This is a genomic window from Mycolicibacterium brisbanense, from assembly GCF_001570425.1.
Taxonomy (GTDB): domain Bacteria; phylum Actinomycetota; class Actinomycetes; order Mycobacteriales; family Mycobacteriaceae; genus Mycobacterium; species Mycobacterium brisbanense.
Genome location: NZ_BCSX01000024.1, coordinates 125,496 through 151,518, shown reverse-complemented (window position 1 = coordinate 151,518; position 26,023 = coordinate 125,496). Strand labels below are relative to the sequence as shown.

32 protein-coding genes are annotated in these 26,023 nt (G+C 68.1%); 15 read left to right on the top strand and 17 right to left on the bottom strand.

Annotated elements, in window-relative coordinates; translation table 11 throughout:
* The first annotated feature begins 91 nt into the window (after nucleotides 1-91).
* A complete protein-coding gene (locus RMCB_RS13460; RefSeq protein WP_062829166.1) occupies nucleotides 92-961 on the top strand; it encodes an SDR family oxidoreductase in 870 nt (289 codons plus the stop codon).
* A gap of 45 nt (nucleotides 962-1,006) precedes the next feature.
* Complete coding sequence (locus RMCB_RS13455) at nucleotides 1,007-1,390, top strand: VOC family protein (protein WP_029371286.1); 384 nt, start codon at nucleotides 1,007-1,009, stop codon at nucleotides 1,388-1,390.
* A gap of 54 nt (nucleotides 1,391-1,444) precedes the next feature.
* Here the strand turns inward: RMCB_RS13455 and RMCB_RS13450 are convergent, their stop codons facing one another.
* Genes RMCB_RS13450 through RMCB_RS13440 form a run of 3 tightly spaced genes read right to left on the bottom strand, consistent with a single transcriptional unit; the run spans nucleotide 1,445 to nucleotide 3,328 of the window.
* The gene (locus RMCB_RS13450) at nucleotides 1,445-1,753 is read right to left on the bottom strand and encodes a DUF3349 domain-containing protein (RefSeq protein ID WP_029371284.1); all 309 of its coding nucleotides are present in this window, start codon (nucleotides 1,751-1,753) and stop codon (nucleotides 1,445-1,447) included.
* 10 nt (nucleotides 1,754-1,763) lie between these two features.
* Nucleotides 1,764-2,045 carry a hypothetical protein gene (locus RMCB_RS13445; protein ID WP_029371282.1) on the bottom strand — a complete coding sequence of 94 codons (282 nt, stop codon included), beginning with the start codon at nucleotides 2,043-2,045 and terminating at the stop codon, nucleotides 1,764-1,766.
* Between the two features lie 35 nt (nucleotides 2,046-2,080).
* Nucleotides 2,081-3,328 (bottom strand): inorganic phosphate transporter, encoded by a 1,248-nt coding sequence (locus RMCB_RS13440; RefSeq protein WP_062829165.1) that lies wholly within the window; start codon nucleotides 3,326-3,328, stop codon nucleotides 2,081-2,083.
* Nucleotides 3,329-3,594: 266 nt separating this feature from the next.
* Here RMCB_RS13440 and RMCB_RS13435 point away from each other — a divergent pair, with 266 nt between their 5' ends.
* Genes RMCB_RS13435 through RMCB_RS13425 form a run of 3 tightly spaced genes read left to right on the top strand, consistent with a single transcriptional unit; the run spans nucleotide 3,595 to nucleotide 5,720 of the window.
* Nucleotides 3,595-3,927, top strand: a complete 333-nt coding sequence (locus RMCB_RS13435; protein WP_062829164.1) for a DUF3349 domain-containing protein — start codon at nucleotides 3,595-3,597, stop codon at nucleotides 3,925-3,927.
* A gap of 41 nt (nucleotides 3,928-3,968) precedes the next feature.
* On the top strand, nucleotides 3,969-5,054 hold the full coding sequence (gene menE / locus RMCB_RS13430) for an o-succinylbenzoate--CoA ligase (protein WP_206779458.1): 1,086 nt from the start codon (nucleotides 3,969-3,971) through the stop codon (nucleotides 5,052-5,054).
* A 51-nt stretch (nucleotides 5,055-5,105) separates the two neighbouring features.
* Complete coding sequence (locus tag RMCB_RS13425) at nucleotides 5,106-5,720, top strand: pyridoxamine 5'-phosphate oxidase family protein (protein WP_062829162.1); 615 nt, start codon at nucleotides 5,106-5,108, stop codon at nucleotides 5,718-5,720.
* Here the strand turns inward: RMCB_RS13425 and RMCB_RS13420 are convergent.
* Together RMCB_RS13420 and RMCB_RS13415 are read right to left on the bottom strand one after the other, a co-directional pair.
* The gene (locus RMCB_RS13420; RefSeq protein WP_109784299.1) at nucleotides 5,717-6,544 is read right to left on the bottom strand and encodes a GNAT family N-acetyltransferase; all 828 of its coding nucleotides are present in this window, start codon (nucleotides 6,542-6,544) and stop codon (nucleotides 5,717-5,719) included. The two genes, RMCB_RS13425 and RMCB_RS13420, sit on opposite strands and share 4 nt — an antisense overlap.
* A gap of 11 nt (nucleotides 6,545-6,555) precedes the next feature.
* Nucleotides 6,556-7,035 carry a DUF417 family protein gene (locus tag RMCB_RS13415; RefSeq protein ID WP_062829160.1) on the bottom strand — a complete coding sequence of 160 codons (480 nt, stop codon included), beginning with the start codon at nucleotides 7,033-7,035 and terminating at the stop codon, nucleotides 6,556-6,558.
* Nucleotides 7,036-7,137: 102 nt separating this feature from the next.
* On the opposite strand from RMCB_RS13415, the gene RMCB_RS13410 reads away from it, so the two are divergent.
* Nucleotides 7,138-8,487: a hypothetical protein gene (locus RMCB_RS13410; protein ID WP_062829159.1), complete on the top strand. Its 1,350-nt coding sequence runs from the start codon at nucleotides 7,138-7,140 to the stop codon at nucleotides 8,485-8,487.
* Here RMCB_RS13410 and RMCB_RS13405 read toward each other — a convergent pair.
* The 5 genes from RMCB_RS13405 to RMCB_RS13385 are packed head-to-tail and all read right to left on the bottom strand — an operon-like array spanning nucleotide 8,413 to nucleotide 11,935.
* A complete protein-coding gene (locus RMCB_RS13405; RefSeq protein ID WP_062829158.1) occupies nucleotides 8,413-8,880 on the bottom strand; it encodes a hypothetical protein in 468 nt (155 codons plus the stop codon). The genes RMCB_RS13410 and RMCB_RS13405 overlap by 75 nt on opposite strands.
* Nucleotides 8,877-9,980, bottom strand: a complete 1,104-nt coding sequence (locus RMCB_RS13400; protein ID WP_062829157.1) for a molybdopterin-dependent oxidoreductase — start codon at nucleotides 9,978-9,980, stop codon at nucleotides 8,877-8,879. The genes RMCB_RS13405 and RMCB_RS13400 overlap by 4 nt, the downstream gene beginning before the upstream one ends.
* On the bottom strand, nucleotides 9,977-10,618 hold the full coding sequence (locus RMCB_RS13395; protein ID WP_062829156.1) for a methyltransferase domain-containing protein: 642 nt from the start codon (nucleotides 10,616-10,618) through the stop codon (nucleotides 9,977-9,979). The genes RMCB_RS13400 and RMCB_RS13395 overlap by 4 nt, the downstream gene beginning before the upstream one ends.
* A gap of 1 nt (nucleotide 10,619) precedes the next feature.
* Entirely contained in the window at nucleotides 10,620-11,276 is a 657-nt protein-coding gene (locus RMCB_RS13390) for a TIGR04282 family arsenosugar biosynthesis glycosyltransferase (RefSeq protein WP_062829155.1), read from the bottom strand.
* Nucleotides 11,273-11,935 carry a glycosyltransferase family 2 protein gene (locus RMCB_RS13385; RefSeq protein ID WP_062829521.1) on the bottom strand — a complete coding sequence of 221 codons (663 nt, stop codon included), beginning with the start codon at nucleotides 11,933-11,935 and terminating at the stop codon, nucleotides 11,273-11,275. Before RMCB_RS13385 ends, RMCB_RS13390 begins: the two co-directional genes overlap by 4 nt.
* 103 nt (nucleotides 11,936-12,038) lie before the next feature.
* Between RMCB_RS13385 and RMCB_RS13380 the strand changes: the two genes are divergently transcribed.
* The 3 genes from RMCB_RS13380 (at nucleotide 12,039) to RMCB_RS13370 (ending at nucleotide 14,581) form a co-directional block, all read left to right on the top strand.
* Complete coding sequence (locus tag RMCB_RS13380; protein ID WP_062829154.1) at nucleotides 12,039-12,740, top strand: response regulator transcription factor; 702 nt, start codon at nucleotides 12,039-12,041, stop codon at nucleotides 12,738-12,740.
* Between the two features lie 63 nt (nucleotides 12,741-12,803).
* Nucleotides 12,804-13,832 (top strand): sensor histidine kinase, encoded by a 1,029-nt coding sequence (locus RMCB_RS13375; RefSeq protein WP_062829153.1) that lies wholly within the window; start codon nucleotides 12,804-12,806, stop codon nucleotides 13,830-13,832.
* Between the two features lie 62 nt (nucleotides 13,833-13,894).
* On the top strand, nucleotides 13,895-14,581 hold the full coding sequence (locus tag RMCB_RS13370; RefSeq protein ID WP_062829152.1) for a DUF5666 domain-containing protein: 687 nt from the start codon (nucleotides 13,895-13,897) through the stop codon (nucleotides 14,579-14,581).
* On the opposite strand, the gene RMCB_RS13365 is transcribed toward RMCB_RS13370, so the two are convergent.
* The 4 genes from RMCB_RS13365 to RMCB_RS13350 form a co-directional block, all read right to left on the bottom strand.
* A complete protein-coding gene (locus RMCB_RS13365; protein ID WP_029369623.1) occupies nucleotides 14,578-15,705 on the bottom strand; it encodes a nitronate monooxygenase in 1,128 nt (375 codons plus the stop codon). The two genes, RMCB_RS13370 and RMCB_RS13365, sit on opposite strands and share 4 nt — an antisense overlap.
* 124 nt (nucleotides 15,706-15,829) lie before the next feature.
* Nucleotides 15,830-16,861: an NAD-dependent epimerase/dehydratase family protein gene (locus RMCB_RS13360; protein WP_062829151.1), complete on the bottom strand. Its 1,032-nt coding sequence runs from the start codon at nucleotides 16,859-16,861 to the stop codon at nucleotides 15,830-15,832.
* Nucleotides 16,858-17,634 carry an S-methyl-5'-thioadenosine phosphorylase gene (locus RMCB_RS13355; protein ID WP_062829150.1) on the bottom strand — a complete coding sequence of 259 codons (777 nt, stop codon included), beginning with the start codon at nucleotides 17,632-17,634 and terminating at the stop codon, nucleotides 16,858-16,860. The genes RMCB_RS13360 and RMCB_RS13355 overlap by 4 nt, the downstream gene beginning before the upstream one ends.
* Entirely contained in the window at nucleotides 17,634-17,945 is a 312-nt protein-coding gene (locus RMCB_RS13350) for a hypothetical protein (protein WP_062829149.1), read from the bottom strand. The genes RMCB_RS13355 and RMCB_RS13350 overlap by 1 nt, the downstream gene beginning before the upstream one ends.
* A gap of 47 nt (nucleotides 17,946-17,992) precedes the next feature.
* On the opposite strand from RMCB_RS13350, the gene RMCB_RS13345 reads away from it, so the two are divergent.
* From RMCB_RS13345 to RMCB_RS13330, 4 genes are all read left to right on the top strand, one after another.
* A complete protein-coding gene (locus RMCB_RS13345) occupies nucleotides 17,993-18,859 on the top strand; it encodes a 1,4-dihydroxy-2-naphthoate polyprenyltransferase (protein ID WP_062829520.1) in 867 nt (288 codons plus the stop codon).
* A gap of 152 nt (nucleotides 18,860-19,011) precedes the next feature.
* On the top strand, nucleotides 19,012-19,908 hold the full coding sequence (locus tag RMCB_RS13340; RefSeq protein ID WP_062829148.1) for a type IV toxin-antitoxin system AbiEi family antitoxin domain-containing protein: 897 nt from the start codon (nucleotides 19,012-19,014) through the stop codon (nucleotides 19,906-19,908).
* 195 nt (nucleotides 19,909-20,103) lie between these two features.
* Complete coding sequence (locus tag RMCB_RS13335; RefSeq protein ID WP_029369617.1) at nucleotides 20,104-21,465, top strand: MFS transporter; 1,362 nt, start codon at nucleotides 20,104-20,106, stop codon at nucleotides 21,463-21,465.
* Nucleotides 21,462-22,115, top strand: coding sequence for a response regulator (locus tag RMCB_RS13330; RefSeq protein WP_029369616.1), 654 nt, complete (start codon nucleotides 21,462-21,464; stop codon nucleotides 22,113-22,115). Before RMCB_RS13335 ends, RMCB_RS13330 begins: the two co-directional genes overlap by 4 nt.
* Here RMCB_RS13330 and RMCB_RS13325 read toward each other — a convergent pair.
* A complete protein-coding gene (locus RMCB_RS13325) occupies nucleotides 22,093-22,479 on the bottom strand; it encodes a response regulator (RefSeq protein ID WP_234792093.1) in 387 nt (128 codons plus the stop codon). The genes RMCB_RS13330 and RMCB_RS13325 overlap by 23 nt on opposite strands.
* A gap of 143 nt (nucleotides 22,480-22,622) precedes the next feature.
* Between RMCB_RS13325 and RMCB_RS13320 the strand changes: the two genes are divergently transcribed.
* Nucleotides 22,623-24,215, top strand: a complete 1,593-nt coding sequence (locus RMCB_RS13320) for a GAF domain-containing sensor histidine kinase (RefSeq protein WP_063979611.1) — start codon at nucleotides 22,623-22,625, stop codon at nucleotides 24,213-24,215.
* 256 nt (nucleotides 24,216-24,471) lie between these two features.
* Here the strand turns inward: RMCB_RS13320 and RMCB_RS13310 are convergent, their stop codons facing one another.
* Both RMCB_RS13310 and RMCB_RS13305 read right to left on the bottom strand, forming a co-directional pair.
* Nucleotides 24,472-25,506, bottom strand: a complete 1,035-nt coding sequence (locus RMCB_RS13310; RefSeq protein WP_062829146.1) for an aminotransferase class V-fold PLP-dependent enzyme — start codon at nucleotides 25,504-25,506, stop codon at nucleotides 24,472-24,474.
* Entirely contained in the window at nucleotides 25,503-25,808 is a 306-nt protein-coding gene (locus RMCB_RS13305; RefSeq protein WP_029369612.1) for a DUF4229 domain-containing protein, read from the bottom strand. Before RMCB_RS13305 ends, RMCB_RS13310 begins: the two co-directional genes overlap by 4 nt.
* Before the next feature lie 48 nt (nucleotides 25,809-25,856).
* Here RMCB_RS13305 and RMCB_RS13300 point away from each other — a divergent pair, with 48 nt between their 5' ends.
* Nucleotides 25,857-26,018, top strand: coding sequence for a hypothetical protein (locus tag RMCB_RS13300; RefSeq protein ID WP_109784277.1), 162 nt, complete (start codon nucleotides 25,857-25,859; stop codon nucleotides 26,016-26,018).
* Nucleotides 26,019-26,023 lie beyond the last annotated feature (5 nt).

The following is a 26,023-nucleotide window of genomic DNA, read 5'->3' as shown; positions in this document are numbered from 1 at the left end:
CACGCTCGTCGGGCCGGATCAAGCGCAACCGCCAAATCGCTCGGACCACCTCAGGCGCCTGGCGGTACGGGGCCGTTCCTAGACTCACTGCATGAGCAAGAGCCCGCTGCGCCGGCTGTCCGAACAGCTGTTGCTGACCAGCATGCGTCCGCCGTTGACCGACCGGTTGCACACTCGCGACGACATCGACATCGCCGGGAAGCGCATCCTGCTGACGGGCGCATCGTCGGGCATCGGCGAGGCCGCCGCCGAGAAGCTGGCCGCCCGCGGTGCCACCGTGGTGGTCGTGGCCCGTCGTCAGGAACTCCTGGGCGATCTCGTCGGACGCATCACCGCCAACGGCGGCGAAGCCGTGGCGCACGCCGTCGACCTCTCCGACATGGATGCGATCGACGAACTGGTCGCGACAGTCGAGCGCGACATGGGCGGCGTGGACATCCTGATCAACAACGCCGGACGGTCGATCCGACGCCCGCTGGCCGAATCGCTGGACCGCTGGCACGACGTCGAACGGACCATGACGCTCAACTACTACTCACCGCTGCGGCTCATCCGCGGGCTGGCCCCGGGCATGCGGGAGCGGCGCGACGGGCACATCATCAACGTGTCGACCTGGGGCGTGATGAACGAGTCGTCACCCCTGTTTGCGGTGTACAACGCCTCGAAGGCGGCGCTCAGCGCCGTCAGTAGGGTCATCGAGACCGAATGGTCCGCAGCCGGCGTGCATTCCACGACGCTGTATTACCCGTTGGTGAAGACCCCGATGATCGCGCCGACCCGCGCCTACGACAACCTGCCCGGGCTCTCGGCGAGCGAGGCCGCCGACTGGATGGTGACCGCCACCCGGACCCGCCCCGTGCAGATCGCGCCGCGGATGGCCGTCACGGCCAAAGCACTCAACACCGTGGCCCCCGCACTTGTCGACGCCATGATGAAAAGGCAGCGGGTCCAACCGGTGTGACGTGTCGGGGCACGCAGGCCGCGACCCGATGGTAAACAATCAGCTATGGAGATCCTGGCCAGCCGGATGTTGATCCGGCCGGTGGACTACCCGAAATCGGTCGAGTTCTACCGTGACGGCATCGGTCTGGCGATCGCTCGCGAGTACCCGGGCGGCACAGTCTTCTACGCGGGGCAGTCGCTCATCGAGTTGGCCGGCCATCACTCCCCCACCGAATCCGGAGTCTTCCCTGGTGCGTTGTGGTTGCAGGTGCGCGACATCTACGCCACCCAGGCCGAACTGGAGGGCCGCGGCGTGCCGATCGCCAGGGCCGCCCAAGAGGAACCATGGGGTCTGCACGAGATGCACGTGAGCGACCCCGACGGCGTGACGCTGATCTTCGTCGAAGTCCCCGACACTCACCCGCTGCGCCGCGACACCCGACAGTGATGGGTCGCAAATGACGAAAACCCCTGCCGTGGCAGGGGTTTTCGCGTGATGAGCTCAGCGGGACGGCGTCGCCAGCGGCCAGCCGACCGAGGCCAGCCGGGACGCCACCTGATGAATCTCTTCGGGATTCGGCGCCTTCTCGGTGATCTGCTGGATGGCGCGGTGGATCTCGTCGTCCGTCACCGGCGCGTCGCCGTTGCTGGACCGCAGGATGGTCTGCGCCGCCTTGATGACCTCGTCCTCGGTCAGCGAACGCTTCAGCAGCGCCAGCAGCGGAAAGTAGTCCTTGGGCGGAACACCCTCCGGGTATCCCTGGTGCAGCCAGCCCAGGACGTTGTCGATGACACTCGTGCCTTCTGTCATGGTCGTCAGCTCACTTAGGGAGGAAGGGGACGGGGTTGAAACCGAAGTGGTGGATGATCGTGGTCTTGGTGATGTAGAGAATCGCGATCACGATCACCGCCGCGACGACTGCGAACAGCAGCAGTCCCAGGGCCTTGAGCGCTTGGTTGGGCGCCGAGACGGTGCCGTCCTCGTGCGTGCCGCCGGCACCGCTGGAGTACGCGACCAGCCCGCCCGCGAACAGTGCAGGCAACCCGGCACCGAGAATCAGTCCGACCAGCAACACCTTGAAAATGGCTTCTACATAAGTCATCTGTCAGTCCCTATTCGTTCCGTATCGAAGTCCGGTCAGACCGCTGCGGCTTTGTCGCCGCTTTTGGTGGCCTCGCGGACCTCGGCGGGCACCACGGAGTTGGTCGTGTCGTCCCAATCGGCGTTGACGTTCTTGGAGTCGACCTTCTGCTGCTGGGCACGCCACCACATGTAGGCGGACAGCGCCACCAGGATGAGGAATATGAGTCCGTCGCCGGCCAGGGCCGAACCGGTGAGCGACTCGACACCCTCGGACAGCCAGAAGGACAGCGCACCGACGATGCCCGCGGCGGGAAGCGTGACCAGCCATGCCAGCGCCATGCGGCCGGCAACCGCCCAACGCACCTCGGCGCCGGGCTTGCCCACACCGCTACCGAGGATCGAACCCGTCGCGACATGCGTGGTCGACAGCGCCATACCGGCGGCCGACGAGCTCAGGATGACCACTGCCGAGGAGGCCTCGGCGGCGAAGCCCTGCGGGGACTCGATCTCGACGAGCCCCTTGCCCAGGGTGCGGATGACGCGCCAGCCGCCGATGTAGGTGCCGAGGCCGATGGCCAGTGCGCAGGACAGGATGATCCAGAACGGCAGCCCGTCCTTCTTCACGTCGCCGGTCAGGTGGCCGGTGGTGATGAGCGCGAGCGCGATGACACCCATGGTCTTCTGCGCGTCATTGGTGCCGTGAGCCAGGGCGACCAGCGAAGCGGTGGCGATCTGGCCCCAGCGGAAGCCTTCCTCGCGCCGCTTCTTGATGACGTTGCGGGTGATCCGGTACACGAGCCAAGTGCCCACGGCGGCAACGATTCCCGCGATCAGAGGGGACGCGACGGCCGGGATGAGCACCTTGGAGATGACACCGCTCCAGTTGACCCCGCTGCTGCCCAGCGCGGCGAGGCCGGCACCGATCAGACCGCCGAAGAGCGCATGCGACGAGCTGGACGGGATGCCGAAGAGCCAGGTGAGCAGGTTCCAGAGGATGCCGCCGATGAGGCCCGCGAAGATGATGGTGAGGCCGGTCGACGAGGAGATCGACGGCAGCAGGTGGCCTGTTTTGCTGTCCTGCACCTTGATCACCGATGTGGTGACGGTGACAGCCACCTCGACGGAGAGGAACGCGCCGACCAGGTTGAGGATGCCGGCAAGGAGGACCGCCGTCTTGGGCTTGAGGGCGCCCGTCGCGATCGAGGTCGCCATGGCGTTGCCGGTATCGTGAAAACCGTTTGTGAAATCGAAAGCCAGTGCTGTTGCTATCAACAACACCAGGATGATCAGCTCTGCGCTCATGGCGCTAATTCTGGGGGACCACTGGCAATTTTGACCAGCTGACGCATCACCTCGATTGGCCCTCCCAACAGGCAATTCAGCTTATTCAGCGATGAGTTCACCGATTGTTCATCTTAGGGCTTCAAGGCGTTTGCCCGTGGCAACAATGCGCCGGACGGCTGCGATATGTTCACTGTGATCCACAGCCCTCGACAGCACTACCATCGGTGCAGTCTCCGTCGCATGCCCCGGGATCCCCGCCCGGTCCCCCATCAGGAGTTGCCGCAGTGAACACCTTCCTCGCCAAGATCGCGGCTTGGCTCAAGTCCGGCTATCCGGAGGGGGTGCCCGACGCCGATCGGGTGCCTCTGCTGGCGCTGCTGTCGCGTCGTCTCACCAACGACGAGGTCAAGGCCGTCGCCCGCGACCTCATCAACATGGGAGAGTTCGACAAGTTCGACATCGGAGTGCTGATCACCCAGATCACCGACGAGCTGCCCCGCGACGAAGATGTCGAACGGGTCCGCGAGCGCCTGGCCGCGAAAGGCTGGCCGCTGGACGATCCGCGCGACACCGAGACCCGCGACGAGAACCCCGACGGAAATGAGGGGTCGGCATAGCCACCCTGCGTCCGCTCAGCGTCGGTGACGCCGCGCCACTTCTGCCGGTTCTGGAGAATCTGCTGGCCGGCCGGGATGCAGCGATCCTTCCGGTACCCGCAGCCGACGACCGCCAGGCCTCGCTGCTCACCACAGCGCTGCGTGCCGGCGCCCCGATCGACGACGACGTCGCAGTGGTGGTCTCGACATCGGGAACCACCGGCGCGCCAAAGGGCGCACTGCTGACGGCGGCCGCGTTGCGGGCCGGCGCCGAGGCGACCCATCACCGGCTCGGTGGCCCCGGGCGTTGGTTGTTGGCCCTGCCGGGCTATCACATCGCAGGGCTGCAGGTCTTGATCCGCAGCGTCGTCGCAGGCACCACGCCGGTGTCGATCGACCCGTCCTTCGACGTCGGCGACCTGCCCGGCGTGGTCGCGGCGATGGGTTCCGGGCGCAGATATGCCTCACTGGTCGCGGTGCAGCTCGACAAGGCGCTGCACGACGCACGCGCGGCCGCCGCGCTCGCCGAACTCGATGCCGTGCTCATCGGCGGCGGCCCGATGCCCGCGGGTGTTGCCGAACGAGCCGCGGAAGCGGGCATCACGGTGGTACGGACGTACGGGATGAGCGAAACCGCGGGCGGCTGCGTGTACGACGGCGTACCCCTCGACGGCGTGGCGGTACGTATCGACGACGGGCGCATCGTGTTGGGCGGTGCGACGGTCGCGAAGGGCTACCGCAACCCCGTCAGCCCGGACCCGTTCGCCGAGCCAGGCTGGTTCCGCACGGATGACCTTGGCGTCGTGGATGATTCGGGCACTCTTCGGGTGCTCGGCCGGGTGGACGACGCGATCAGCACGGGCGGGCTGACCGTGCTGCCGCAGCTGGTCGAGGCGGCACTGGCGACGCATCCCGCGATCGCCGACTGTGCGGTGTTCGGGCTCGCCGACGAACGACTCGGCCAACGGGTGGTGGCCGCGGTGGTGTTGTCGTCGGCGGCCGTGCCCGGGGTGGCCGAGCTGCGCGCTCACGTGGCCCAGACGCTCGACGCGACGGCGGCGCCCCGGGAGATCCACGTGGTCGACGAACTGCCGCGGCGCGGCATCGGCAAGCTCGACCGCCGGGCGCTGGCCAGCCGATTCGGCTGAGCCGCGGCACGGACCGGACAAACCGGTTGCCGGCGTGGGCATCATGGACTCATGCGCCAGGAAGTGACATCGGTAGACCAGTTGCGTGCCATCGTCGGGTTCCCCAACACGTACGTGGCCAACAAGGTGTCGCCGCGGCTCTCGGAGGCCCAGCAGGACTGGCTGAAGCACTCCCCGCTGGGCTTCGTGGCCACCACCGACGCCGACGGCCGCGTCGACGTCTCACCCAAGGGCGACCCGCCGGGTTTCGTCCACATCATCGACGACACCACCATCGCCATCCCCGAGCGGCCGGGCAACAAACGGGTCGACGGGTATCTCAACGTGCTGCAGAACCCGCATGTCGGCACGGTGTTCCTGATTCCCGGCCGCGGCGACACCCTGCGGATCAACGGCACCGCCAAGATCCTTTCCGACGCAGACTATTTCGACGCACTGGTGGTCGACGGCAAGCGACCCATCCTGGCGCTGGAGATCGCCGTCGAGGAGGTTTTCTTCCACTGCGCCAAGGCATTCCTGCGCTCTGACACGTGGAAGCCCGAATCCTGGAACCCGACGGCAGTGCCCAGCGTGGCGCAACTGGCCAAGGCGTTCAAGCCGGACCTGAGCCAGCGCGAACTCGACGACTACTACAGCGAAGACAACCTGCGCAAGATCCTCTATTAGCCAGGGGCTTTCACCAGAACCGCGCGGGTGTAGAGCAGCTGGAAGGCGCGTCGCTGCACGTTCTGCTGGGATTGGGAACCGGGCGCGGTGGTCACGACGGCGATGTCACAGCCCGCGGCCGCGGCGTCGGTCAGCCGGGCGGCGAGCAGCGCCGTCTGCACGCCTCGCCTGCGGTAGGCCGGGGCCGTCGCAGCACCGGCGAGCTGGGCGATGCCGTCGGCGAACCGGGCGCTGCCACCGCCGGCCACCACGCCCTCGCACAACGCGATATACGCTGTGGCGCCGGCCTTTTCCAAATCCCGTTCGACGCGCTCGATGACATCGCGCGGGAACTCCTCGTGGCTGGGCACACCGACACCGTCCGGGTGGGCGAACCCGTCGACCACCACATTCACCCACGCCGTCAGATCGTCGGCGCGGCGCACCTCGACACCTGGCACCGACTGCTCGTCGCCCGTGGGTACCCGGCCGAGGATGTCCTCGAAACCGGCCACGTGGTAGCCACGTGCGGTCAGCATCGCCGCGATCGCCGGATCCGCCAGCGTGGACAACTCCACCTGGGTGGCCGCACCGCGCTCGGCCATCATGTGTTCGACCTCGCCGAGCAGAGCGGTGTCCGGCACTCCGTCGAAGCCCAGGCCCACGACCTTGTTCAGCGGTGAGTGGGGTTCGGCGAAACAGGCGTATCCGCCGGCCACCGGCACCGCGAGCACGTCGGCGCCGCGGCTCGCCGCGGCGTGCGTCGCGGCGACGATGAGCTGCGTCTCGGCGCGCTCGATACGAGCCGCCAGGTCGGTGCCGCAGAAGAGTACGTCGGTGTTCACGTTGGCTACCTTCACATCGTCGAGCGCAATTCTCCAGAGGTTTTCCGCCCCGCGCCCCAAGCCTCACCGAGAGTCCACAGCGCAACACCGATGAGCACCAGATCCTTCAGCAGGAATTGCCCCGGTTGTGCCCCGAGCACAGGGATGGGACCCGCATGGTTGACCACCACGCCCGGCGTGGTGAACAGGAAGCTGAGAGTGCCGAGAAACAACACGACTGCCATGGCGCTGCCGACGGCCGAAAGCCGGGGCCACCACGGCCGCAGGGCAATCAGGGCAGCCGCCGTGATCTCGGCGGACCCCAGCGTGGCCGCGACCGCTCCGGCGCTGAGAAAATGATAGATCCACGACATCAGCGGGCTGTGCTCGATGAGCACGCGGGCCTCCATCTTCACGTACTTGCCCACCCCGATCCACGCGAGCACGATCACGAGCCCGTAGCGGCTGACAACCTGGCCGGCGGCGGTGAGACGTTCTGGTAGCGCTGTCATGCGTTCCACGATGCGGCAATATCGACCGCATGCCATGACTCGACAGCCGACGTCACCGAATGGTCAGACCCGTCCGAGCGGGGCCCGTTTAGGCTTGAGCGCATGCAGATCGGACGCCGGGAAGCTGTCGCGGTGGCCATCGGTCTGGTCCTGGTGGTCGCGGCGTTCGTGGTACCACACCTGCACTTGGGTATCGTCACCCCTCTGATCAACAGCACGGCCGCGCAGATTCACAGCTTTGCCGACACCGCACCGATTTTCGGCTGGTGGAACGCGCACGTCGGATGGGGCACCGTCCCGGCCATCGTGATCGCGGTGGCCGCCGTGTGGTGGGGTCCGGCTCTGGCACAGCGGCTTCCGTGTCGGGTGCTGCCCGTCACGGCCTGGGCGGCATCGGGTGCGTGGGCGTTCTCGCTGGCCATGATCGACGGCTGGCAGCGCGGCTTTGCCGGGCGGCTCACCGCGCCGCACGAGTATCTGAACCAGGTGCCGACCGTCACCGACATTCCCGAGGCGCTGCGCACGTTCTCGGCGAGAATCCCCGGCCATCAGCCTGATTCGTGGATCACGCATGTCTCGGGGCATCCGCCGGGTGCGCTGCTGACCTTTGTGTGGCTGGACCGCCTGGGACTGGGCGGCGGCGCATGGGCCGGGTTGCTGTGCCTGTTGGTCGGATCCAGTGCCGCCGCGGCGATCGTCGTCACAGCCCGTGCTCTCACCGACGAAGCCACGGCACGTCGGGTCGCGCCCTTCGTGGCTGTGGCGCCGACCGCCATCTGGATCGCGGTCTCGGCTGACGGGTATTACGCAGGTGTCGCCGCGTGGGGTATCGCCTTGCTGGCCTTGGCGGTACACAGCCGCCACCACATACCGTGGGCGCTCGGCGCGGGACTCCTGCTGGGCTGGGGCATCTTCCTGAATTACGGCCTGGTCCTGATGGCGCTCCCGGCACTGGCCGTGTTGCTCACCGCGCCCGATTGGCGGGCCGCGCTGCGGGTTCTGGTACCTGCCGCGGTGGCGGCGCTGGCCGTGGTGGCAGTGTTCCTCGCCGCAGGGTTCTGGTGGTTCGACGGCTATACCCTGGTCCAGCAACGGTATTGGGGCGGGATCGCCGCCAACCGGCCGTTCCAGTACTGGTCGTGGGCCAACCTTGCCTCGGTGGTGTGTGCCATCGGGCTGGGCAGTGTGGCCGGGATGGGCCGGCTGTTCGACGTTTCCGCGATCCGGCGGCAACCGGGACTGCGACTGGTGCTGATCGCTGCGCTGGTGGCGATCCTGTTCGCCGATCTCAGCATGCTGAGCAAGGCAGAGACCGAACGGATCTGGCTGCCGTTCACGGTGTGGCTCACGGCCGCGGGCGCGTTCCTGCCGCCGCGTTCAGCGCGGTTCTGGTTGGCGGTCAACCTGCTCGGCGCGCTCGTGCTCAACCACGTCATCCTCACCAACTGGTAGCACCCGCCTGAGCAACTCGTACAGCAACACGCTCAACCACACCACACCCAGGGAAACCGCCAGTCCCAGTGGATAATCGCGGTCCAGCACCGTCGCGTTGTCGGGGCGCATGCCAGGCCGCCCGTACACCGGTACGGCCAACAGCACCAGCACCACGCTGCACAACCCCGCGACGGCGATCGGTGAGCGCGAGCCCGCGGGGATCAGCCGGTGCCCCACCCATCCCATCGCCGCGCACAGCGGCGCGAAGACGAAATCGTGTACGACGACGGCGACGAGCGCCCACACCAGGATCCGGACGATGATGACCGGCGGGTTCTGCCACACCAAAAGCGCGCCGTAGACGCCCAGTCCGATTCCGGCCATCGCCAGCAGCAGCCGCATCGCCGTCATTGCACCACCTCGATCCGGGACAACCATTTCGTCTGCAGCACACCAGGTCTGCTCGGGGCGATCAGCCGGCACGGGTAGCCGTGGTCGAGGTCCAGGGGCTGGCCACCCAGCCGCAAGGCGATCAGCGTCGCGCTGTCGCGCGCATGCCGCGCCGGTAACACCGTGCGGGAGTAGGGCCCCGGCGGCTCGAGTGAGATCAGCCGCACATCGGAGTCCGCGTCACCGCCGACCGTGGCGATCAGATCCGCCAGCACCACCCCGCTCCATTCGGCGTCGACGCTCCAGCCCTCGACGCATGCGATCGGCAGCGTTCGCGTGGCCTGCGGGAGCGCCGCGAGTTCGGCGACGGTGAACGTGCGCACCACGTCGCCTTTCGTGACCGTCAGTCGGTAGTCGGGTGAGGTGGCGCTGCGGATCACGCCGGCCGCGACGGCCGAGCGGTTCACCGGAACCGCCTGCGGCCCTTGCCCGGAGCGCGGAGCCAGCACCGACACGCGGCGCAGCAACGGTACCGTCTGCCCCGCGGTCGCCAGCGTCGCCACCGCGACCGCCAGCCAGGTGCCGCGCAGCACCGTGCGCCGGGTGGGTCCATCCGGTACGTGATCGGGGAGTTCGAGCGGCTCGTCCAGTGCCCGGCGGATCACCGGCAGTTTGACCGCAAGGTGTACCAGCACAGCGCCCGCAGCGACGTAGGCCATGGCGTAGTGGGCGGTGGTGAAGAAGAACTTGAACGCGTACCACTGAGCGATGTTCATCAGCCCGGTGGAGAGCTGAAACAGCATGGCACCGACCAGAACCAGGATCGACAGCCGCTCCACCTGGCGCACGAGCCCACCGATCAGCGGGCGTTCGAACAGCTTCGGCCACACCGACCACAGTTTGACCACCAGTAGCGGGATGGCGGCGATGCCCGAGATCACATGCAGACCTTGGGTCAACCGGTACAACCACACGGGCCGGGTGGGCCAGAAAAACCAGGGCTGCGGGTGCTGGATGAAATGGCTGATCAGTCCCGTCACGAAGCAGACCGCGACCGCGACGCCCAGCGCCGCCCCGACCCGGACGGTCACGGCCGTGCCGCGCAGCGTCCCGGTACTCATGCCGCTTCCAAGACGGCGATCACCCGCGTGCCGACCGAATGGGTGGCTGTCACCGCGAGACCGACATCCCCGGCGAGCCGCCCCGCGCAATCCAAACCGACTGTCGCCCAGCGGAACCAGGGACCGATGCTGTTGACCGACTCCAGCCGGACCCATGCTGCGTCGACTCCTCTTGCCGCCGTGTCGAATTCGACCAGGCACCGGCCGCCCCGGCCGAGCAGCTCGCCGGCCCGCTGCAGCACCCGCCACGGGTCACCGCCGAGCCCGACATTGCCGTCGGCCAGCAGTACCGTCTGCCACCGGCCCGTTCCGGGCAGCGGCGCGAACAGATCTCGGCACAGCACCGGTGCGCCACTGCCGCGGGCCAATTCGACAGCTGTGCGGGACACGTCGACGCCGAGGGCAGGCAGGCCCCGCCGCACCAGCCCCGCGACCAACCGTCCCGGCCCGCAACCGAGATCGAGCGTCGGCCCAGAGCACAGGTTCACGATGGTCTCGTCAAACCTGCTGTCGAAGCGGCCGTTTGCCCTTGACCCGCCCAGCCAGCTGTACACCGGCAGATGCCTTGTGCCGCCGTCGGCGCGCCGGACCCAGCACTGTTCCCCGTCAAGCGCCCGGTCGTAAAGCTGTCCGTGCATGTCACATCCCCTGGGTCGCCCTGACGAACCGACTGTCGGGTGAGCACGCCCCGCGCACCTCGCTGATGTCGTCGACCGTGTCGAAGTCGGCCAACTCGGCGGTCAGGGCCACCGTTGCGCCGGTATCACGCAGTGCGGCAAGGGTTTTTGCTCCGGTCTGCGGCGTCGACATCTCGACGTCGGCGAGGCACGCCGCCGTGCGGCTGTCCCGCACGCCGAGCACCCACCAACCGCCGTCGCGGGCCATGCCGAGCACCGCGTCGGCGTCGGACAGCGCGTCCGCGCACTGGTCGAGCAGGGCAGCGCTGATCTGTGGCGTGTCCATCCCGACCTGCAGCACCGGCAGCCCGGCCGCCGCGGCGGCGTCGGCGTGAGCGTTGGCGAGCCGTTCGGCGAAGTTCTCACCGCGCTGCGGGACGACGACGAAATCGGCAAGCCGGTCGCGTATCTCGTGGCTGCGGCGGGCCCGGTCAAGGTCGCCGGTCAGCGCCACCACACGCGCCTGGGCAGTGGCAGCGGCCGCCGCGTCGAGGGTGTCCAGCAGCGCCGCGGCAGCGATCTCGGCGGCGGCTTCGGCACCGATACCGGCGGCCAGCCGGGTCTTGGCCAAACCGGGAACCGGAGCCTTGGCAACCACCAGCACCACAACGGGTTTCATGTGATCGCCCGCCAGAAGTCCACTGCGGCGATGACGCTGCCCCGCACCGATCCACTCACCTTGGACTGGCCTCCGGTGCGCGGCCAGTAGGTCACGTCCCGCTCGACCACGCGCCACCCGGCCTGTGCCGCGCGGATCAACAACTCCAGTGGGTAGCCCGAGCGGCGATCCGACACCCCGAGCCCGATCAGGGCGTCGCGGCGGGCCACCCGCATCGGCGCGATGTCGTGCACCGGCAGCCGGTAACGCTGCCGCAGCCGCCAGCACACCGCCGCCGTCCCGAGCCGGGCATGCCAGGGCCAGCGCAACCCGGCCACCGGCCTGCGCCTGCCGATCACCAGATCGGCGCCGCGATCCAGTTCCGCGACGAGCGCCGGCAGCTCCCCTGGGTCCAGCGAGCCGTCGGCGTCGAGCACCGCCACAATCGGGCTCGCGGCTGCGACCACCCCCGCGTGCACGGCCGAGCCGTATCCGGGTCGTCGCTCGGCCACCACCGTGGCGCCGAGTTCCCGGGCCACCTCCGCGGTGCGGTCGGAGCTGTTGTTGTCGACGACCAGCGGCCGGTACCCGTCGGGCATCGCGGCCAGCACGCCGGGCAGCGACTGTTCCTCGTCCAGACACGGCAGCACCACGGTCACGAGCGCCGGTTCGGAGGCCATGGTCTCCGACGGTAGGCCGTCCACTGCCCGCGGGCCAGAGGCCATCCATGACGAAACCGTGACATCACCGCAGGTCGCGGCCCTGCGGCAGTAACCTCATAGAGTGACCCGGGTACTGATCGCCGACGACGACACCGTGGTACGCGACGTGGTGCGGCGCTACCTGGAACGCGACGGACTCGATGTGTCGGTCGCGCACGACGGCGCCGAAGCCCTGCGGCTGCTGGACACCGTGCAGATCGACGTCGCGGTGCTCGACGTGATGATGCCGGGTTCCGACGGCCTGTCGCTGTGCCGAGACCTGCGGCGCGACGGCGACTACAGCATGCCGGTGATCCTGCTGACCGCGCTCGGTGAAGAGGACGACCGCATCGCCGGGCTGGAGGCCGGCGCCGACGACTATCTGACCAAGCCGTTCAGCCCCCGCGAACTGGCACTGCGGGTGCGATCGCTGCTGCGGCGCAGCTCCGGGTCCGTCGGGTCGGTGCCCGCCGAAGTCGCCGTCGGCGATCTGCACGTATCGACCGCGGCACGCTCGGTCACCGTGGCGGGGCGCCCCGTCAGCCTGACCAACCGCGAGTTCGATCTGCTGGTGTTCCTCTTGACCAACAGCGACACCGTGTTCTCTCGCGAGGATCTGCTCAAACGGGTGTGGCGCTGGGACTTCGGAGATCTGTCCACCGTGACGGTGCACATCAAGCGGCTACGGTCCAAGCTCGGCGATCGACACCGGATTCAGACAGTGTGGGGACGCGGCTACCTGTGGAGTGGTGATGAGCGCTTGCGCGAAGAACAGAGGACGTAGATGAGCGCTTGCGCGAAGAACAGAGGGTGTAGATGAGCGCTTGCGCGAAGAACAGAGGGTGTAGTGCAGAACCTCGCTGAGATCATCGGATGGGCGCTGGCCTGCTCGCTGCCGGTGGTGCTGGCCGGGGCGATCATCATCCGGTTCGCGCGGTCCTGGTCGCTGGCGGTGAGCATGGTGGTGCTCGTCCTGATCCCGACCTTGGCCACGTTCACCGGGGTGCTCGGCGCCAGCGGGTTCATGATCACCGAGACGTTCGAGCAGACCGCGGTGGTGCTGGTGATCGTGTCGGTGGTGACCATCCCCGCGGCAGTCATGCTGGCCCGGTACCAGGCCCGGCGGACGGTGTGGGAACAGGAGATCCGCGATTCGGAGCGCGCGGCCGAGCATTCGCGCCGCCAGCTGGTGGCGTTCGTCAGCCACGACCTGCGTACCCCGCTGGCCGGTATCCGCGCGGTCTCCGAGGCCATCGCCGACGGCGTGGTCACCGACGACGAGGTCAGGACCCACGCCAAACACATTGAGCAGGAATCGATCCGGCTCTCCGAGATGGTCGACGACCTGTTCGAGATGTCGAAGATCAACGCGGGCTCGGTGCAACCGGTGCGCGAGCAGGTCGCTCTGGACGAGGTGGTGGCCGACGTGATCTCGGCCCACCGCATAGCGGCCGGCCGCGCCGGCGTGCGGTTGACCGCCGAACTGCCGCCGCAGCCGGTGCGGGTGCTGGGCAGTGACCGTGCCCTGGTGCGGGTGCTGTCGAACCTGGTGGCCAACGCCATCGCGCACACCCCCGAGGGCGGGGCCGTGACGCTGGCCCTCGGCGCGGACGCGGCCGGCGCATGGGCGCACGTCGACGACACCGGGGTCGGCATCGACGAGGCCGACCTGCCGCGCGTCTTCGACGTCGCCTATCGCGGCTCCAACGGCCGTGTGCCACGCGCAGACTCGTCACTGCCGAGCGGTTCGGGGCTGGGGCTGACCATTGCGGCAGGCCTGGTCCAGGCGCACGGCGGCACACTGTCGGCCCGCAATCTGGACACCGGTGCGCGTTTCGAGGTGCGCCTGCCGTTGACGCTCGACAACGTCGACTGACGCACACTGAATTCATATCCACTGCTGAGCTCATCGACAGCTGTGACGCGGACCGTAGCTACATGGTCATCACACCGCGCTATGCCGTCGTCACCCTTGCCGGATTCGCCGTGCTCTCCTTGGCCGCATGCGGCACGTCCAGCACGTCGTCCGCACCCAGTTCCGCGACCAGCGGCTCGACGTCGACGTCGACGTCGGCCGCCGCCGGCCCCGCCCCCGGCGCCGGCCACGACGGGAAGGACCGGGTGGACGGCCTGGTCAGCGCCGTATCCGGCGGCACGGTGAACGTCACGGGACGGCAGGGTCCGGCCACCGTGAACATCACCGGCTCGACGCACATCGCGCAACTCACTGCCGCACAGCTCACCGACGTCACGCCCGGCGAGTGCATCCAGGTCCACAACGCCAAGGACAGCAGCGCCGCCGCAGCAGTCGTCATCGCGCAGAACGCCGGGACCCAATGCGGACACAAAGGGGGTAATCAGCAACACGGCGTCGCCGGAACCGTCACTTCGGTGAATGGCAACTCGATCGTGGTCACCGAGGCCGACAACAGCACCGCAACGGTGACCGTCACTGCCAACACTCGCTACGAAAAGCGTTCCGGCGCAGAGGCTTCAGCGATCGTCACCGGCGTGTGCCTGGCGGCCCAGGGCACCAAGGACAGCAGCGGCGTCCTGCAGGCCGCCGGTGCCACGGTGCGGCCCGCGGTCAACGGCAACTGTGGCGGTGGGCGCCCGCAGCACTAGTCGGGCAGGCTGTTGCTCAGCCGTTCCGTGGCCGCCACGTAGTCCTCGATGAACTCGCGGACGACCTCACGCGCCGGCTTCACCTTGTTCATCAACCCCACGCCCTGCCCGACGAAGTAGGTCGCCAGCGCTTGGGCACCCGGATGGCCTTGTGCGGCAAGCACATCGATGCGGCGGATGACGGGCTCGGCGAGCATGTTCTGCAGCGGGAGCGGAAGTGTCTGGTGTCCAGCGGGATTCGGCTGCCACGCGTCGGTCCATTCGGAAACCAGCTGGCGCGCAGGCTTGCCGGTGCGGCCCGTCGACCGCACGGTGTCGCGCGACGTCGCGGCGAGCATCTTCTGCACGGTGTGCGGCGCCGTCTCGGCCTCCTCGGTGGTCAGCCACACCGATCCCGTCCAGGCGCCGGCGGCCCCCATCGCGACGGCGGCGGCCATCTGCCTCCCGGTCACGATGCCGCCCGCGGCCAAAACGGGAATGGTGCTGCCCATCTCAGCCAGCGAATCGAGAACCTCGGGGACGAGCACCAGCGTCGACACCTCACCGCAGTGCCCGCCCGCCTCGGTGCCCTGCGCGATGATCATGTCGACGCCGGCGTGCACCTGTTTGACGGCGTGCTCGCGGGCCCCGACCAGGGCCGCTACGGGGACGCCGCGTTCTCGCCCCGCGTCGATCATGTAATCGGGCGGCACGCCGAGGGCGTTGGCGATCAGTTTGATCGGATGGCTCAGCGCGACCTCGAGGAGCTCCTGCCCGGTGTCCCCCGACAGCGAAGAACCACCCAGCCGCGGGTTGGGATCGGGCTCGATGCCGTGCTGGGCGAGCAGTTGCGCCACGAAATCGCGGTATTCACCCGGGATTCGGTCCGCCAGCTGGCTGCGCGACAGGTGCTCGCCCTTGCCCTCGAATTTCGCCGGGACGATGATGTCGGCGCCATACGGCTTACCGCCCACGTGCTGGTCGATCCAGGTGAGTTCGCGGTCCAGTTGCTCGGGCGTGTAGGCGGTGGCGCCCAGGACGCCGAAGCCTCCGGCGTTGGTCACCGCGGCCACCACGTCACGACAGTGGCTGAAGGCGAAGAGCGGAAAGTCGATGCCGAACTGCTCACAGATGGCGGGTTTCACCACGTCAGTATTGGCACGTGGAGTTGACGGGTGTCAAGTGCGAGCCTTGGCCAACGAGCATCCACGAGTGTGCAACGTCTGCGAAAAATCGGCCGTTTTCTCGCAGCGGATTCACGCTCGCGGATCACGCCCGCAGCGGCGCGAACGCGAACTCGGCCAAACCGTCATACGGGTCGATCGCGGCCCGGAACCCCAGTGCCTGCGCCGCATGGGCCGGCGAGGCCACGATGTGCCGGACGTCGCCGCTGCGGTACTGGCCGGTGACCACGGGCGCCTGAGCACCGCGGGCCTCGCACAACCGTGTCGCCACGTCCATGATCGAGATGGGCCGCCCCGAGCAGACATTGAACGCGTTGAATCCGTCCAGCCCGGCGTCGACCGCGGCGACGTTGGCGGCCGCGACGTCATCGACGTGGACGAAGTCGCGCATCTGCCCGCCATCCTCGAAAACCCTTGGCTGCCCACCGGATTCGAGCTGGGAGCGGAAGATGGCCGCGACACCCGAGTAGGGCGTGTCGCGCGGCATGTTGGGGCCGTAGACGTTGTGATAGCGCAACGCGACCACCGACCCGGCACCGCTCTCCACCCAGGCCAGCGCGAAATGCTCCTGCGCGGTTTTGCTGGCGGCGTACAGGCTTCGGGGCCGCAATGGTGCGTCCTCGCCGACCAGCCGCCACCGCAACGGTTCCCCACCGACCGGGCAGCGATGCTCGAACACCCCGGCGTCCAGATCCGCGCGGGTGCGCGGCGCCGGGTCGACCGGGCCGTGCGCCGGGCAGTCGTAGCCACCCTGCCCGTAGACCACCATCGATGACGCGAGCACGAGCCGCGTACAGCCCGCGGCGTACATCTCGGCGAGCAGCACCGCCGTGCCGAAGTCGTTGTGCCCCGCGTACGACGGCGCGTCGGCCGCATCTACCCCGGCTCCCACGACGGCAGCCTGGTGGCACACCACGTCGACACCGTCGAGCAACGGCTTCAGGGCATCGCCGTCCCGGATGTCGACAAGGTGACACTGCGGCGGAGGTTCGGCGCCGGGGCCGTGCGCGGCGGCGAGCATGGTGTCGACGGCGATCACCTCGTGGCCCGCGGACCGTAACGCGACCGCCGTCCGGGACCCGATGAAACCCGCCGCGCCGGTGAGCAGAACCCTCACGGCAACTCGAAAGGCAGCTTCACCCCGTCATGGGCCAGGCAATGGGTGCAGGTCCGCTCGACGTCGACCGCCTCGAGCGCCTCGTGCACCAACTTCTTGAACGGCACGATGTTCCGCTCGAATTCGGCGAACACGTCGACCGCGCGCACCCCCGCCCCCGTCTCGATGCCCGCGTCCAGGTCGGTCACCAAAGCAATGGCGGCGTAACACATTTCGAGTTCCCGGGCCAGCACCGCCTCGGGGTAGCCGGTCATGTTGACCAACCGGAAGCCCTGGCCCGCGAACCACTGGCTCTCGGCGCGCGTGGAGAACCGCGGGCCCTGGATCACCACCATGGTGCCGCCGTCGACCACGCCGGGCAGCCCGGCCGCCGCGGCGCGCAGCGTCGGACAGTAGGGATCGGCGAAACTCACATGGATGCCGCCGGAATCGAAATAGGTGTCGGGACGCGCGCTGGTGCGGTCGACCAGTTGATCGGGCACCACCATCGACCCGGGGCCGAGATCGGGCGTCAAGCTACCGACCGCGCACGGCCCGAAGATGCGCCGCACGCCCAGCGCACGCAGCGCCCACATGTTCGCCCGATACGGCACCGTATGCGGCGAATACTCATGACTCACGCCGTGTCTCGGGAGGAACGCCACCTCATGCTGGCCGACGGTGCCGACCGTGATGGGTGCGCTGGGGGCCCCGTACGGCGTATCCAGGCTGACGCTGCGCGCGTCCGACCCGAAAAATGTGTAAAAGCCGCTACCGCCGACGACTCCGAGCACTAGTCGGTCTTGTCGCCGAGGTCCTGGGATTCGGGGACATCGGTGGGCTTGACCTCGTCGACGTCCTCTTCGACGTCGTCGACGTCTGCGGGGGCGTCCACGTCGAGGTCGTCATCGAGCTGGGCGCGGGCCTTGCGCGCACTGTCGCGGATCTCGAACGCATCGGTGGCCAGGCCGCCGATGGCCGCCGCCACGTCCTTGACCGCAGTCGTGATGATGTGGGTCACCTCACCCACGGTCGACGCCACGGCCTCGACGGATTCCTGCAGCACATCCTTGCCGATCTCGGTCTTGCTGAGCCGCTCATTCATGCCGCCAGTGTAGGTCGGGTTCCTGCGGTCCTCATACGATGGCGACCGTGGCCAGTTTCGCTCAATGGATCGAGGGCGCCCGGCCCCGCACCTTGCCCAACGCCGTCTCCCCCGTGATCGCCGGGACCGGTGCCGCGGCGTGGCTCGGCGCGGCGGTGTGGTGGAAGGCGCTGCTGGCCCTGGCCGTCGCAGTGGCCCTGATCATCGGCGTCAACTACGCCAACGACTACTCCGACGGCATCCGCGGCACCGACGACGTGCGATCCGGCCCGCTGCGCCTGGTCGGATCGCGGTTGGCGTCGCCGCGGGCGGTCCTGACCGCGGCGCTCGTGAGTTTGGCGGTGGCCGCCGTCGCGGGCCTGGCGCTCGCCGCGGTCAGCGCGCCGTGGCTGATCGCGGTCGGCGCGGCGTGTATCGCCGGCGCGTGGCTCTACACCGGGGGCAAGAAGCCCTACGGCTATCTGGGGCTGGGTGAGATCGCGGTCTTCATCTTCTTCGGTCTGGTCGCGGTGCTGGGCACGCAGTACACCCAGGCCCTGCGGATCGACTGGGTCGGCGTGGTGATGGCCGTGGTGATGGGCTCGCTGAGCTCGGCTGTGCTGGTCGCCAACAATCTGCGCGACATCCCCACCGACGCGGAGGCCGGCAAGATCACGCTGGCCGTGCGCCTCGGTGATGCCCGCACGCGGGTGCTGTACCAGGTGTTGCTGGGCGTGGCGCTGGCCGGGACGCTGGCGCTGGCCGCCGCCACCCCGTGGTGTCTGGTGGGTCTGCTGGCCACGCCACTCGCGGTGCGCGCGGCTCGGCCGGTGCGGAATGGCAGCGGTGGCGCCGGGCTGATCCCCGTGCTGCGCGACACCGGGCTGACGATGCTGGTGTGGGCCGTCGCGGTTGCGCTCGCCCTCACTTTCTAGCGCGAGACTTTCTAGCGCGAGCAGACGCCGCGGTCCGCGACACGCCGTAGTTGGCGTACCTGCATGCCTGCTCGGCAAGAAAGGTGACGCGGTTATCCACAGATTGGCGAAGGCCTCTTCAATCGCGGGCACTGGGGCGGCCAGCATGAAGGATGCCCAGAGCTGCAATCGATCTCGAAAACCTGTTCGCCGCCCACGGCGGAGTGGCCAGCACTGCACAGTTGCGGTCGGTCATGTCGCGCAAGACACTTGCGGCGCTTGTGCGTTCAGGGCACATCCTGCGCGTCTGTCGCGGCGTCTACTCCGATCGTGTTCCCGGCACGATCGAGCGACTTGCGGCCTTGGACATTCTGACCTCGATGCCCATCGTGGCCTGCATGAACACCGCTGCCGCACTGTACGGTTTCGACACCGAACACGACGAGCGCGTTCACATCCTCGATCCCGGCCTGCGGATCCGCCCCGCCGACGGGCTGATGGTCCATCAGCGTGTCGGCGCACCGTTGAAAAAAGTCTCCGGTCGACTCGCGACGGCCCCAGCGTGGACGGCCGTCGAGCTCGCCCGCACCCTGAGGCGACCGCGGGCACTTGCCGTCCTCGATGCCGCGCTGCACGTCGGAGCTTGCGGCACCGCGGAATTGGAGTCGGCGGTGCGAGAACAAAAGGGCCGCAGGGGCATCGTGGCGGTACGGGACCTGTTGGTGCACGCCGACGCTCGCGCCGAGTCGCCGATGGAAAGCGAGATGCGGCTGGTTTTCATCGACTGGTGCGTGCCGACGCCGGAGCCGCAATACGAGATCATCGACCGCCACGGTGAGCGCTGGCGGGTGGACTTCGCCTGGCCCGACGCGAAAGTGGCTGCCGAATACGACAGCGTGGCATGGCATGCCACACCCGAAGGCTTCAAACACGACCGGCTGAAGGCCGCTCGGCTGCAGGAGTGTGGCTGGCGCACAGTCTCCGCGGTGGCCGACGACATCCGCCACCGACCCGAAGAATTGGTACGCCGGGTGCTGTGGCACCTCGACGGCGCGTCGTTGGCGGGCTGAGTTGCTGGCTGAGTTGCCCGCGAGTTGTGCCCGCGAGCAGACATGACGGTACCGGAACTGCAGCGTGTCGCGTACCGCGGCGACTGCTCGCGGGGAGAAGGCGGGGAGAACGGCCGGGAGAAGTGGGCCCGCGGCGACACAGCATTCCACTAACGTGGCTCTTCAGTCAGACCGGCCGACCGTCTGGAGACGTGCATGACCGTTTCGACCGCACACCCGCCACCGCCGTCGGGCCCGGCGGCGACCCGCAGGGCCATCTGGAACACGATCCGCGGCTCGTCGGGCAATCTCGTCGAGTGGTACGACGTCTACGTCTACACGGTGTTCGCAACCTACTTCGAGAAGCAGTTCTTCGACCAGGCCGACCAGAACTCGACGGTCTACATCTACGCGATCTTCGCCGTCACGTTCGTCACCCGGCCCATCGGCTCGTGGTTCTTCGGCCGGTTCGCCGACCGCCGCGGCAGGCGTGCCGCCCTGACCTTCAGTGTGTCGCTGATGGCGTTGTGTTCACTGGTCATCGCGCTGGTGCCGGCCCGCGACACCATCGGCGTGGCGGCCCCGATCATCCTGGTGCTGTGTCGGCTCGTGCAGGGCTTCGCCACGGGCGGGGAATACGGCACGTCGGCCACCTACATGTCCGAGGCGGCCACGCGCGAGCGCCGCGGCTTCTTCTCGTCGTTCCAGTACGTCACGCTGGTCGGCGGCCACGTGCTGGCCCAATTCACGCTGCTGATCATCCTGACCGTGCTCAGCCCTGCGCAGGTCGGCGAATTCGGTTGGCGCATCGGATTTGCCGTCGGTGGCGTGGCCGCGGTCGTGGTGTTCTGGCTGCGCCGGACGATGGACGAATCGCTGTCCGAGGAACAACTCGCGGCAGTCAAGGCGGGGCAGGACAACAGCTCCGGGTCGATGCGGGAACTGCTCACCGGCTACTGGAAACCGCTGTTGCTGTGCTTCCTGATCACCATGGGCGGCACGCTGGCGTTCTACGCCTACAGCGTCAACGCCCCCGCGATCGTCAAGGCCACCTACAAAGACCAGGCGATGACCGCCACGTGGATCAACCTCATCGGGTTGATCTTCCTGATGGCGCTGCAACCGGTCGGCGGGCTCATCAGTGACAAGGTGGGACGCAAACCGCTGTTGCTGTTCTTCGGGTTCGGCGGTGTGGTCTACACGTATGTGCTCTTCACCTACCTGCCCCAAACCCGTTCGCCCATCATGTCGTTCCTACTCGTGGCGGTCAGCTATGTGCTGCTGACGGGCTACACCTCCATCAACGCGCTGGTGAAATCCGAACTGTTCCCGGCCCATGTGCGGGCGCTCGGCGTGGGAGTTGGCTACGCGCTGGCCAATTCGATATTCGGCGGCACCGCGCCGGTGATCTACCAGGCGCTCAAGGAACAGCACCAGGTTCCGCTGTTCATCGCCTACGTGACGGTGTGCATCGCGATCTCACTGGTGGTGTACCTGTTCTTCCTGAAGAACAAGGCCGACACCTACCTGGACCGCGAGAAGGGCTCGGCGTTCGGCACGGCAGAATCATTGAGATGAGTGCCCTGCGGGTCGTCGTGGCCGACGACGATGTGTTGCTCCGGGAAGGCCTCTCGAGCCTGCTCGAGAGATCGGGTTTCGATGTGGTCGGTCAAGCCGGCGATGCGACGGAACTGCTTGCCCTGGTTCGGGATCACAAACCGCAACTGGCGGTGGTGGACATCAGGATGCCCCCGACGCACAGCACCGAGGGGCTCGACGCGGCAAAAGTCATCCGCGACGAATCGCCCGACACCGGCATTCTCGTGCTCTCGGCGCACGTCGAGGTCGAGCACGCCACCGAGCTGCTGGCCAGCGGCCACGGTATCGGCTACCTGCTCAAGTCCCGGGTCACCGACGTCACCGATTTCGTCGAGACCCTGGAACGCATCGCCAAGGGCGCATCGGTGGTCGACCCCGCACTGGTGTCCGAACTGGTGTCCGCGCGGCGGCGCAACGATCCGCTGGCCGTGCTGAGTGCCCGCGAGCAGGAAGTGCTCATGCTGATGGCCGAGGGTCGGTCCAACGCGGGTATCGCGCGCCGGCTGTGGGTCACCGAGGGCACCGTGGAGAAGCACGTCCGCAGCATCCTGACCAAACTGAATCTGGCCGAGACCGCCGATGACCATCGCCGGGTCCGTGCCGTCATCACCTACCTGGAAGCGCGGTAGCCACCAGATCCTCGATGGCCGCGGCGGACAGCGCGAACTTCGGCAGGAAGCCGACCGCCGGGCTGGTCTCGATCATCTCGGTGAGGTCCTGCTCGGCGTAGGTGGAGACCAGGACGACGACGGGCCGGTGCGGCAGCTCGCTGCTCTGCAGCTGCTGTGCCAGGTCGAACCCGCTTTCCGGGCCGAGCATGACATCGACGACCGCGACATCGGGCTGCAGCTCCCGGCACAGCCTCATGGCCTCGCCGCTGTTGGAGGCCGAGGCGACGACGTCGACGCCGCCGCGCGCCAGCATGCGGCACGCGGCGTCGCGGAAGCCGGCGCTGTCATCGACGATGAGGCAGCGCATCCGGTGGCCAATCATGCTTCCAGCATCCCATCGGCGGCACGACGCGTCATTACCGCTAGCGGGAATTCCGGTCACCGGTGAACCATCGGCCCTCGGCCTGCGTCATTACGTAAGTGCCCACTGCAATACCTCTGTCGTCACCTGCGCGCTCCCGCGCCGTGGGTGCCCGGCTGCTCGCACTGCTCCTGCGCCCCAGCGCGCCGCCGCTGATGGTGGGTGTCGCGGTGGCCGCGGCGTTCATCACCGCCGAGACACTGCTGTCCTTCGTCGTGCGGCGGCTGGCGCCGGGCAGCGCCTGCGGCGCGCTGTTCCTGTTCGGTGTGCTGGTCATCTCGGCGGGGTGGGGTATGCGGCTAGCGGTGGCGACGTCACTGGCCAGCGCCGTGACCTACGTGCACTTCCACATGCAGACCAATGGCGGGATGTTGCCCGCCCACGCCGAGGACGTGATGGCGCTGACGATCTTCCTGCCGCTGGCGTTCCTGATCAACGTGCTGGTGGGGCAGGCGCGGTTGCGAAGCATCGAAGCCAGAGCGGGCAGGCGCGCAGCCGATCTGGCAGCCGGGCAGCAGGCCGCACTGCGCCGGGTCGCCACCCTGGTGGCCCGCGGATCCGGACCCGAGGAGGTGTACCCGGCCGCGGTGGCGGAGCTGGCCGGCGGGCTGGGCATCGATCACGTCGCCCTACTGCAGTACTGCGACGACGCGGCACCGGTGGTGCTCGCGTCGCGTGATCCGGTCGGACAACCCAAACTGGCTGTCGGTGAACATTTTTGGCTGCACGGGAGCAGCGTGGCCCGGCAGGTGGCCGAAACCGGGGCTGCGGCCCGCGTCGACGACTACGACGAGATCGACGGTACCGCGGCCCAGGTCCGCGCCATGGGAATTCGCTCCGCGGTCGGTGCGCCGATCACCGTCGGCGGACAACTGCGCGGGGTCTTGGTGGCCGGTTCGACGCAACGCAACGCATTCGGCGCGGAGGCCGAGGCCCACGTCGGGGATTTCGCCGACCTGGTCGCCACCGCGATCAGCAACGCCGAGACACGGGCCGCGCTGACCGCGTCGCGGGCCCGAATCGTGACCGCAGCCGATCAGGCGCGCCGCGGGTTCGAACGCGATCTGCACGACGGCGCTCAGCAGCGGGTGGTGTCGCTGGGGCTGGCCGTGCGGGCCGTCGAGGCGTCGGTACCCGCCGATCAGCCCCGGCTGCGCCGCGACATCGCCCGCCTCGCTTCGGGATTGGCAGCGTTGTCCACCGAATTGCAGGATGTTTCGCGAGGCATCCACCCGGCGATCCTGTCCAAGGGCGGATTGGGCCCGGCGCTGCGTTCGTTGGCGCGGCGCTCCCCGATCCCAGTCGATCTCGACCTCAACATCACCCTGCCCGTCCCCGAATCCGTCGGCGTGGCAGCCTATTACGTCGTCGCCGAGGCGTTGACCAACGCCGCCAAACACGCCCAAGCGTCCGGCGTCGACGTGCGCGCGGTCACCGAGGGAGCCGAACTGGCCCTGTCGATCAGCGACGACGGGATCGGCGGCGCCACCACCGGCGCCGGATCCGGGTTGACCGGGCTCACCGACCGGGTCGAGGCATTGAGCGGGCAGCTCACCGTGATCAGCCCACGTGACATCGGAACGACGCTGACGGCGCGGATTCCGCTCACCTGCGGCCATCGTGATGGAAATCCAGGCCATAGCCCCCGATCCCGAAGAACGGGTATTGCGCCTGGTAGTCCACAGCTGGCGGGGTAGCGCTGATCTGCGCGTTGCCGTCGGACTGGCACAGGGTCGCGTCCCCTTGCGCGGTGCAGGTCTGCGCGACGGTGGCGGCCTGCGCTGCCGGTGCGACGACGATTGTCAGCGCGGCCGCGGCTGCGGCCACTCCTGCTGCGATGCGTGCCTTGGTACCCATGTGTCGCTACTTTCTTTATCACCCAATGGAATTCGGACACTTTCAGTGTCCACCCCACAGATGGCTCACGGCGTCGGCGTCAGCACCAAAGAACGGCTACCGGCTAGCCCCCAGCGCGTCGACCAATCGGTCCAGGTCGTCTTCGGTGTTGTACAGGTGGAATCCGACCCGAAGGGCGCCGGCCCGCATCGACGCACGAATCCCGGCCCGCTGCAACCGCTCTGCCGCGTCGGCGATGGGAATGGACACGATCGCCGAATCCTGTTGCGGCAGCTCGATCTCGGCGCGCAACCGATTGGCCAGCCCGACGGTGTGCTGCTTGACCGCACCCCGATCCAGCGACGCGAGCCACGGCAGCGTCAACCCCGCACCCAGCACGCTGAACCAGGCCGGCGAAGTGTCGAACCGACGGGCATCGTCAGCCAACCGCAGCGGCAGCCCGTAGATCGACTGCCAGGGCTGCTCGCCGGCGTACCAGTTGGCCGCATGCGGCGTCATGGTCGCAGCGACGCGCTCGCACAACGACATCCACGCGGTGCCGCGCGGTGCCAGCAGCCATTTGTACACCGCGGCCACCGTGACATCCACCCAGCTGACGTCGGGGCACGCCCAGCCGAGGGCTTGCGTCAGGTCGATCACCGTGATCGTGTCGGCGCCTTGTACCGCGGCGCGCAGTGCCGCCAGATCGAGCACGGCTCCGTTGGCCGACTGCACGAGACTGACCGACACGGCATCGAAGTCGGCGGCGCGATCGATGAGTTCAGTCGGCGTCAGCTCGGTGACGGTGACGCCGCGGCCCTGCGCCGCGAACGGGAAGGTGGTGCTGGTGAATTCGCCCGAGAGCACGGCGACACGGCTGCCGTCGGGGATGGCGGCGGCCACCAGACCGAGTGCCGCCGAGACGTTCCCGGCCATCGCCACAGATTCGACAGGAACCCCGGCCAGCTGCGCATAACCGGCCCGCCCGGCGCGCACCGGATCGTCGAACGACGCGGCTTGCATGGTCCCGGCCTGCCACTCGCCGAGGCAGCCGTGCAGGGCGTCGAGCAGGAACTGCGGTGGCAGCCCGAACGTCGGTGTGTTGAGAAATCCTTCGGCACCGGCGAATTCGGCGCCGAAGGCGGTTCTCACGACTTCGGGTCCTCGCCGCGCAACCGCGCCTGGAGCTGTTCGCGGTCCGCGCGCCGACGCTCGTCGAGGGCCGCGATGGACGCGGTGGCGCGCTCGCGCAACGGGCGGAACAACCAAATGCCCAGCGGCAGCGCGATCACCAACGCGAACAACAACGCCACCACGATCGGGAACTCACGCACACCGAGCAGGTGGCCGCCGGCGAAGATCACTCCCGCCAGCACCGCGACGAGCACCAACCGGGCCGCGACGTAAACCAACACATCGGCGACCAACCGGGCCACCGGACGACTTCCTGACACCACCTGAGCCTACCGACGGCGCGTATATTCAGGTAAAGGAGGTTTCGAGTGGCTTACCTACTCCTGTTGCTCGTCTTGGGCTGCCTGGTCTACGTCGGATTTCGGCTGGCACGGGCGGCGGCAACCAAACCCAAGACTCGGGTGATCGGCCCCGACGACGATCCCGAATTCTTGCGCAGGCTCGGACACGGCGACAACCCGCGACCCTAGGCGGT